This window comes from Mesorhizobium sp. P3_A9, from assembly GCF_056402975.1.
In genome coordinates this window covers 1-8459 of the sequence record NZ_JBFUGJ010000265.1, presented here as the reverse complement: position 1 = coordinate 8459, position 8459 = coordinate 1, and the positions used below count along the sequence as shown (strand labels likewise).

Here is an 8459-nt window from a genome sequence, read left to right as displayed (position 1 = left end):
GGCGACTACAGCTACCTCCGCAACCCCGGCTCGCCCGGCGGTGTCAGCGACGTCTTCACCTACACCATCAAGGACGGCGACGGYGACCTGTCGCACACCACGCTGACCATCTCGGTCGGCGACTCCACGCCGACCATCTCCAACCTGACGCCGCAAAGCGGCGGCGGCGACACCATCGTCAACGAGAAGGGCCTGCCGGCAAGCTCAGGCTCGGAAGGCTCGGGCGAACTGGCCGCGCCCGGCGCCGACGGCGATCCGTCGGAGCACAACACCGGCACTTTCACCATCACCTCGCCGGACGGCATCGGCTCGATCACCGTCAACGGCACCGTGATCTCGGCCACCGCACTCGCCAACAGCGGTATCACGCCCATTAACATCACCACCCCGCTCGGCAATACGCTCACCATCACCGGCTTCAGTGCCGGACAGGTCAGCTATACCTACACGCTCCTCGACAACGAAACCCATCCCGCCGCTGGCACCGATTCCATCTACGACAACATGACCGTCACCGTCACCGACACCGACGGCGATGTCTCGGCTCCCGGCACGCTGTCGGTCCAGATCGTCGACGATGTGCCGACATTGGGAACCGTGCAAAGCCAGCAGGCAAGCAACGATCCGTTGCAAACGCCGGCTGTTGGAACACTCCACTTTGTCGCCGGCGCCGACGGAGCCGGGGCCACCATGACAATCACGGCCAACACCACAGGCGTGACCTCGGCCGGCCACAATCTAATCACGGAACAGTCGGGCAATGTGTTGACCGCCTATGCCGACAACAACAACAGCGGCACCCATGATGCGGGCGACACGGCGGTATTCACCATCACCGTCAATCCGAATGCCGGCACGTCGGGGCAGTACACGTTCGACCTTTTGGCGCCGTTGGACGGCACTGTCAGCAATGTTTCCATTGCTTCGAGCGGCGCCTACGGCTCCGGCCCCAGCAATTCCGTCGTCGTAACGGCGGGTGGCCAGAATGTCGTGATGGTGACCGGCTGGGCGCCGACGGGCGGCTTCAATGAAGCAACCTGGCTTACCGGCAGCAATCCGGCGCTGACGCAGACGTCCAATGTCAACGGCTCGAGCGCCGGTTGGGGGCTTGGCAACAACAACTTTGACGCAGGCGAGTTCATGCGTTTCGATTTCGGAACGCCTAACGACTACGATGGCGCCGGGCCCTACACGCCGCCGGTCATTGCCATAGCCAGCGTCAGCTATGCCAAGTTTTCGTTCGATGCGGTTACCGCGGGCGACAAGATCGAGTTCGTCGCCCACTATACCAACGGAACCACGGCTTCCTTCATTCCGACGCTCGGCGCGACGTTGCTGACGATCACATCGCCTGCCGGACTGCAGATCGCATGGGTCGACGCGTACGAGTCGTCGGGCAAGACCAAGCTCAACCTGACCGATGTCGGGGTCACGAGCACCACCGTCGACCATACAATTCCGGTGACATTGCAACTCACGGATGGTGATGGGGACACAACCGGGACAGCAGCGAATTTCACTGTCCACGTGGCCGGCGGCCTGACGCCTTTCGCCGTCGCCGCTCCGATCGTGCTCGACCTCAACCACGATGGAATCCACACGACTGATCTGACGCACTCGACGGTCTCGTACGACTATAATGGTGACGGCGTCGCTTCGAAAACCGCCTGGGTCGACCAGCATGACGGCATTCTGGCGATCGATCTCAACGGCGACGGCAAAGTGAGCAATGCGTCGGAGTTTGTCTTTACCCAGCAAGCCCCTGGCGCCGCGACCGACCTTGCCGCGCTCGAAAAGCTCTATGACACGAACCATGATGGCAAGCTGACCGCCGCCGATCACGACTTTGGGCAGTTCGGCGTCTGGCAGGATGCCAACGGCAACGGCGTGTCGGATCCAGGCGAGTTCAAGTCTCTTGCCGCCTTGGGCATCGTCGAGATCGGTCTGGAGAGCAACAATCAGCACTCGGTTTCGGCGGACGGCTCTGTGTTGACCTATGGCGACGCCACCTTCACGACCGCCGACGGTCAGACAGGCGCGGTCGGCGACATCGGCTTCGGCAATTTCGATAGCGCCGGCTCCGGAAGCACGTCGCCCATCGCCGGCACTTCGGGAGCCGACACGTTCAAGATCGACAATCTGGACATCAAGGATCTGATCGCCGACTACCATGGCGGTGAAGGCGACAAGATCGACTTGAGCGCACTGTTCGACAAGGCGCCGGCCGGCAACATCGCCGACTATGTGCATTACAACAGCGCGACCAGTACTGTGAGCGTCGACACCAGCGGCTCGGGCAACGCCGCCAACTTTGTGGATGTCGCCGTTCTGCAGAACGCGCCTCCCGCCGGCACGATCAACATCCTTTTCGACGACACCCAGCATCAACAGCACACGGCCACGATTTAGCACTTATGCGTGGCCGGTCTGGCATGCTATATATTAGCGAAGAATAAAATGGCGGTTTGGAGAGGGACTTAAATGAAGCGTTGTGCAAAAATGCTGGCTTCGGCCGCACTGCTGCTGCTGGCTGGATCGACGAGCTTCGCCGCAGACATTATCGAGGGGCCGGTAGGCGACTATTGCCGGGTCGTGGGGACGTCCAACCTGGTGCTGAACGACAACATCGTCGATCTCAAGGAGCAGGTGGTCAAGCTGATGGACGAGTCCGTCGCCGTCGCCAACAGCTCGGAGTGGATCAATTCATCCCGGCCTGCCTTCGTCTGGGCCTCGGAAGCCAAGGTCGCCTGCGGCATGGCCTATGGCTATCTGAAGACGAACTACAAGGACGAGGACACACTCAACAAATGCGAGTGTTTCCACGACCGCATGGTCGAATACATGCACTGACCGGATGGGCCGCGCCTGTTGGCCATCATGATATCAGACGGATCAATCTTGAGGGCGATCGCCGCAACGATCGCCTTGGCCAGCCTTGATCTGTTTGCCTCGCAGGCCGGCGCCAGCTGGCTAGGCCTTTGCCGTTTGCGTGCGCCGTATCTTCGTGCCCGGGCCACGATAGATGAAATGCGCCGACGATCCGTCCGCCGGGCAAGCCAGACGGATCATGGCGCTGAGACCCGGCTTTTCTAAATTAAAGAACAAGACGGCACGGCAAGTCCGCCGTAACATGAATGGAAGACCAGACCGGGAAATACCGGCGACAGACGGGGTGGAGCAATCATGGAAGCTGGCCGGCAGGGCCGCAATCCCTGGATTTGGGCAATCGCCCTGACGCTCGCCATGACATTGTCGGGCTGCCAGTCGAAGGGCGGCGTTTCCGAAGTGTTCGATCCGGGCGCGGTTGCCGCGCCTGCCGGCCAGAATAGCGCCGCCGGTGCCGGCACGGCCCAGGCGAGCCAGTCGCTCGGCACCGGTTCGACCAAAATCACGATGTTGCTGCCCTTGTCCGCCCCTGGGTCGTCTGGGGAAAACGGCAGGAAGATGCTCGACGGCGCCAAGCTGGCGATGACCGATATCGGCAATGGATTGCTGACGCTGACCGTAAAGGACACGAAAGGCGACAGCGCACAGGCCGGCAAACTGGCGGTTCAAGCCATAACGACTGGATCCAAAGTCGTCATCGGTCCGACCGAACTGCCGGCGGCCCAGCATATTGCGACGCTGTCGGGATCGAAGCGGCCGCCGGTCCTGGCGCTTGCCGACAATTTCGCCGGCGGTGCCGGAGTTTACGCCGTGCGCCTCAGCGAAGCCGACAGCGCCGCGGCGGGCGCCGCGGGGCTCGCCGCGAAAGGCGGCAAGAAGTTCGTATTGCTTGTCGCGGAAGGCTCGAACGCCAGTGCCGTGGAGAAACGGGTGGTGAACGGCCTCAGCATCTATGGCGCGACGCTCGCGGTCACTGTGCCGTATTCGGCCGGCGACGGTGGCGCCAAGGCGGTCGACCAGATGGGCTCACTCGTGGACACTCCCGACGCGGTCATCGTTGCCAGCGGCGATGACAGCCCAGCGCCTGTGCTTGCCGCCCTCAAATCAAAGGGCATTCCCGGAAAAGCAATCTCTGTCGTCGGAACGGATCGATGGCTGGAGCATCCCATGGATCCGCTGTTCGAGGGGGCATACATCGCCACGCTCGATCCAAGCGAAACCGGACCGATCGCCGACCGCTTCCGGACGGCATACAACTACCCGGCCGACGTCAATGTGGCCTATGCCTATGATATGGTTGCCCTGACAGCAGGGATCGCCAGCGCGGTCGGACCTGATGGCTTCAGCAAACAGGTGCTCGAAAACCCTAGCGGGTTTCGCGGGTCGACAGGTTTGTTCCGTTTTCGCGCTGACGGCTCCAGCCAAAGGTCGATGCCATTCTATCGGATTCAAAAGGGTGCGCTCAAACTGGTTGCCAAATCGACTTCGGGTTTCTGACCGGCTGGCGGCAGGACCTTGCTCGAACGCTGCACTGGCCTGATGGGCTGGCATGCCCGCCTGGTGATCTCGGTCGGGAGCCTTGAGCTGCTGCTCGGAATTGTCCTGATCATGCGTGCCGGAGCCCTGCTTTCCGTCGAACGGCCCGTCCTCGCACCGTCCCTGGAAAATTCCGGTAGCCAGGCAACCCCGGCGGAAGCGGTCGTTCTCGACGATCAAAGGCGGGAACCGGCGCGGCGGATCGCCGAGAGCCTTATCGCCCCACCGCCGGTTGACGCATCGGAAATCGAACGGGTCGAGGCCCGGCCGCCACTCGGAGAACTCGGGCTCGCCGTCCGCCCCAAAACGCCCATGCCGAAAGACTGGCGCGAAACCCTGCTCTACCGTCCGATTGCAACGTCGGCGGCGACGTTCGAATCGACGGGGTGGACGGTGGTCATCAGCGGGGCCCAGGACATCGACGTGAACCAGACCTGTTCGTTTCGCGACGAGGCCTGGCCCTGCGGCCAGCGGGCCCGCGCGGCCTTCAATGCGTGGCTGCGGGGGCGCGCGCTGACCTGTGTTCTGCCGCCGGATATCGAGCGCTTCGCCATCGCCGCACCGTGCCGGCTGGGCAAGCAGGATGTCGGCGCCTGGCTCGTCGCCAATGGCTGGGCCATGGCGCTGCCAGGCGGCATCTATGGCAAGGCGGAAGCAATTGCCAGGAATGCCGGGATGGGTGTCTTCGGGCCACCGCGCTAGGCAGGCGCCGCCTGTTCGGCAATCTCCGATATTTCACCTGACCGTCATGGCTCAGGGTTCCCGGCAGGCCGTCTTCGAGCGGGGCATATCGAAGAGGTCATTCGGCGTTTTTTCATCAAATTGTACGGTTGGACGAAACCGAAATTAGGGCAGCCAGGCCGTATACCAGCCGATCTGACAGGAGACTGGCCAATGACGAGACCAATGGCGACCACCACAGCCCAGCCCTGGAAGCGCGTCGCGTGGCTGACATTGCTGGGAACCGCAGGGAGCCTCGGGCTTTCCCTTGGCCTCAACTACCTGCTCCTGTTCAGCGACACGCTGACGCCGTTCGCCCGCAGCATGATCACCGCGGGACTGCTGCCGGTGATCATCGGCCTGCCGCTTTTCGCGCTGATCGGCTGGAATCGGGTCGAAATCCGCCGCTACCGGCAGGAACTCAACAGGTCCGGGACCTACGACGGGCTGACGGGCTGCCTGAACGGGCCGGTTTTCACATCGATGATCGAACGACGGGCACCCAGGCGATCGGGGCCAGGGCCACGCTCGGGCGCCTTCCTGGTCATTCATCCGGAACACCTTCGGTCCATCAACATGCGATTTGGCCTTGAATGGGGCGACGAGGCCTTGCGGCTCATCGTCTCGACCATACAGTCGTCGGTGCGCGAGGAGGATCTGATCGGGCGCATCGGGGCCTCGATGTTCGGGGTTTTCCTCTCGGGCGCGACTGAAGCGGAGGCTAAGGAAATCGGCGAGCGTATCCGCACGCGTGTCGCGCAAGTCTATTTCGCGCCAAAAGGCACCGAGGATGTCCTCACCATCAAGGTCGGCGGCGTGATGCTGGAGAACGAGATGGAGTTCTCGGACATGTTCCGGTCCGCCGAACAGCACCTGTCCGACGCGCAGGATGATACCGGGTTCGAACTGGCGCATCTCCACAGCTGAGAACAGCGGCGGCGTCAGAGCAGAACAATTCACGAAACCAGGAAATCTGGTGCTGCGAGAGAGGATTGAACTCTCGACCTCTCCCTTACCAAGGGAGTGCTCTACCACTGAGCTACCGCAGCCGCCGATGGCGGGCTTCTGCCATATCGAACCGGCAAGCGCAAGGCCAAGAACAACGCTTCTGTGAAAGCCTTTGCCGGATAGCTTTCAATGACATGGCGGCGCCACAATGTTGGCTATCCCTGAATGGGAGGTTGGCCGGTCGCCGGCCGGGGCGGGACGATGAGCGACAAGACAAATCAGGCGAAAAAGGGCGGTACGGATCGCAAGGACCGGCTCGCCGAGCAATTGCGTGCCAATCTGCAGAAACGCAAGGCGCAGTCGCGCTCGCGCCGTAGTGGCGACGCCGACAAGCGGCGCGCCGGGGAAGCCGATCAGCGGCCGGACGGGCTCGGTTCGGCCAAGGAAATGCAGAAAGATTAACTCAAATCAGCCACTCTTGGACCGGGGTGGGCGAAATCCTATTTCTTGAACCAGATTGGCCAATGGTCTAGACGGGCCGATACTCAAACGATTGAACCGGCCTTTTCTGGCCGAGAGGGACGTTCTCTAATGGATCGCATCAGAATTGTCGGGGGCAACAAGCTCTCCGGAAGCATTCCGATTTCGGGCGCGAAAAATGCCGCTTTGCCCTTGATGATCGCCTCGCTGTTGACCGACGACACGCTGACSCTGGAAAAYGTGCCGCATCTGGCCGATGTCGAGCAGCTGATCCGCATCCTCGGCAATCACGGCGTCGACTATTCGGTCAATGGCCGCCGCGAGAAGCAGAATGAAGGCTATTCGCGCACCATCAACTTCTCCGCCCGCAACATCGTCGACACGACGGCGCCTTACGAGCTGGTGTCGAAGATGCGGGCCTCGTTCTGGGTGATCGGGCCGCTGCTGGCCCGCATGGGCGAGGCCAAGGTGTCGCTGCCCGGCGGTTGCGCCATCGGCACGCGCCCGGTCGACCTGTTCCTCGAAGGCCTGCAGGCGCTGGGCGCCGATCTCGACGTCGACACCGGCTATGTCATCGCCAAGACCAAGAATGGCCGCCTGATCGGCAACCGCTTTGTGTTCCCCAAGGTCTCGGTCGGCGCCACTCATGTGCTGATGATGGCGGCTTCGTTGGCCAAGGGCGAGACGGTGCTGGAAAACGCCGCCTGCGAGCCCGAAATCGTCAACCTCGCCGAATGCCTTAACGCCATGGGAGCCAAGATTTCCGGCGCCGGCAGCCCGACCATCACCATCGACGGCGTCGAATCGCTGTCGGGCGCGCGCGTGCGCGTCATCCCCGACCGCATCGAGACCGGCACCTATGCCATGGCGGTKGCSATGACCGGCGGCGACGTCGTGCTCGAAGGTGCACGTCCGGAACTGCTGCAGACCGCGCTGGACGTCATTTCGCAGACGGGTGCGGAGATCACGCCGACCAATTCCGGCATCCGCGTCAGGCGCAACGGCTCCGGCATTTCGCCGGTCGACGTCACGACCGCGCCCTTCCCGGCCTTCCCGACCGATCTGCAGGCGCAGTTCATGGGCCTGATGACCATGGCCAAGGGCAAGTCGCGCATCACCGAGACGATCTTCGAAAACCGCTTCATGCACGTCCAGGAACTGGCCCGGCTCGGCGCCCACATCACGCTTTCGGGCCAGACAGCGATCGTCGACGGCGTCGCGAAGCTGAAAGGTGCGCCGGTCATGGCCACCGACCTGCGCGCTTCGGTGTCACTGGTCATTGCCGGCCTTGCGGCCGAAGGCGAGACCACGGTCAACCGCGTCTACCATCTCGACCGCGGCTTCGAGCGGCTGGAAGAAAAGCTGTCCAACTGCGGCGCGGTGATCGAGCGGATTTCGGCCTGACGATCGCTACTTTACCCTTACTTTCCGCGCTGGTGATTGGCGAAAGCCGCGGCAACGGCTGATCTCCCCCCTTGCGGGGGAGATGTCCGGCAGGACAGAGGGGGGTGTGAAGGATCGCCAACCTTTCGAATTGCCTATTTCGAACTGAACAAAGTCACGCAAGGGCGCGGCCCGGATTGGCCGCAGGCCGGCGGGACAGCACCCCCCTCTGCCCTGCCGGGCATCTCCCCCGCAAGGGGCCTGTTGTGTAATTGCAGCAGAGCGCGGATGAGAGCGGGATTGCGGGAATATCGCCCGTATTCGTGAGTTCTTGTGTCTGGTTTGGAATTTCGGGCGGCGGTTCGGCCTCGTGGGGCCGGACTGCGGGCGCACCTATCCTGTGATGGCGGCCCATCGGCGCATGTTGAAGGCAATCGCCGCTAACGTCACCTGGGCAGTGGCTTTGGCCAGCCCGACATAGCGGATCGTGGTCAGCTTCATGCGGT

Annotated in this window: 7 protein-coding genes, 1 tRNA gene and 1 pseudogene; 7 read left to right on the top strand and 2 right to left on the bottom strand. The window is 62.5% G+C overall.

Annotated features, from left to right (window positions below):
* The 5 genes from AC1DX0_RS26405 to AC1DX0_RS26385 form a co-directional block, all read left to right on the top strand.
* Positions 1-2409 (top strand): beta strand repeat-containing protein (locus tag AC1DX0_RS26405; protein WP_477357375.1); only part of this gene is annotated, 2409 nt, incomplete at its 5' end.
* A 72-nt stretch (positions 2410-2481) separates the two neighbouring features.
* Positions 2482-2850: a hypothetical protein gene (locus AC1DX0_RS26400; RefSeq protein WP_477224652.1), complete on the top strand. Its 369-nt coding sequence runs from the start codon at positions 2482-2484 to the stop codon at positions 2848-2850.
* A gap of 333 nt (positions 2851-3183) precedes the next feature.
* Positions 3184-4383 carry an ABC transporter substrate-binding protein gene (locus tag AC1DX0_RS26395; protein WP_477224651.1) on the top strand — a complete coding sequence of 400 codons (1200 nt, stop codon included), beginning with the start codon at positions 3184-3186 and terminating at the stop codon, positions 4381-4383.
* A gap of 18 nt (positions 4384-4401) precedes the next feature.
* On the top strand, positions 4402-5124 hold the full coding sequence (locus AC1DX0_RS26390; protein WP_477224650.1) for a thermonuclease family protein: 723 nt from the start codon (positions 4402-4404) through the stop codon (positions 5122-5124).
* Positions 5125-5316: 192 nt separating this feature from the next.
* Positions 5317-6069: a GGDEF domain-containing protein gene (locus tag AC1DX0_RS26385; RefSeq protein ID WP_477224649.1), complete on the top strand. Its 753-nt coding sequence runs from the start codon at positions 5317-5319 to the stop codon at positions 6067-6069.
* 47 nt (positions 6070-6116) lie between these two features.
* Here the strand turns inward: AC1DX0_RS26385 and AC1DX0_RS26380 are convergent.
* Positions 6117-6191, bottom strand: a tRNA-Thr gene (locus AC1DX0_RS26380).
* Positions 6192-6351: 160 nt separating this feature from the next.
* On the opposite strand from AC1DX0_RS26380, the gene AC1DX0_RS26375 reads away from it, so the two are divergent.
* Positions 6352-6552 carry a hypothetical protein gene (locus AC1DX0_RS26375; RefSeq protein WP_477224648.1) on the top strand — a complete coding sequence of 67 codons (201 nt, stop codon included), beginning with the start codon at positions 6352-6354 and terminating at the stop codon, positions 6550-6552.
* 129 nt (positions 6553-6681) lie between these two features.
* The gene (murA, locus tag AC1DX0_RS26370; RefSeq protein WP_477224647.1) at positions 6682-7974 is read left to right on the top strand and encodes a UDP-N-acetylglucosamine 1-carboxyvinyltransferase; all 1293 of its coding nucleotides are present in this window, start codon (positions 6682-6684) and stop codon (positions 7972-7974) included.
* Between the two features lie 372 nt (positions 7975-8346).
* Here the strand turns inward: murA and AC1DX0_RS26365 are convergent.
* Positions 8347-8459: pseudogene (locus AC1DX0_RS26365) on the bottom strand (IS5/IS1182 family transposase); the annotation flags it as partial.

What these genes read in the sequence shown, in the direction of transcription:
- AC1DX0_RS26375 (WP_477224648.1), top strand. Translation starts at nt 6,352, where the DNA reads ATGAGCGACAAGACAAATCAGGCGAAAAAGGGCGGTACGGATCGCAAG.
- AC1DX0_RS26385 (WP_477224649.1), top strand. Translation starts at nt 5,317, where the DNA reads ATGACGAGACCAATGGCGACCACCACAGCCCAGCCCTGGAAGCGCGTC.
- AC1DX0_RS26395 (WP_477224651.1), top strand. Translation starts at nt 3,184, where the DNA reads ATGGAAGCTGGCCGGCAGGGCCGCAATCCCTGGATTTGGGCAATCGCC.
- AC1DX0_RS26400 (WP_477224652.1), top strand. Translation starts at nt 2,482, where the DNA reads ATGAAGCGTTGTGCAAAAATGCTGGCTTCGGCCGCACTGCTGCTGCTG.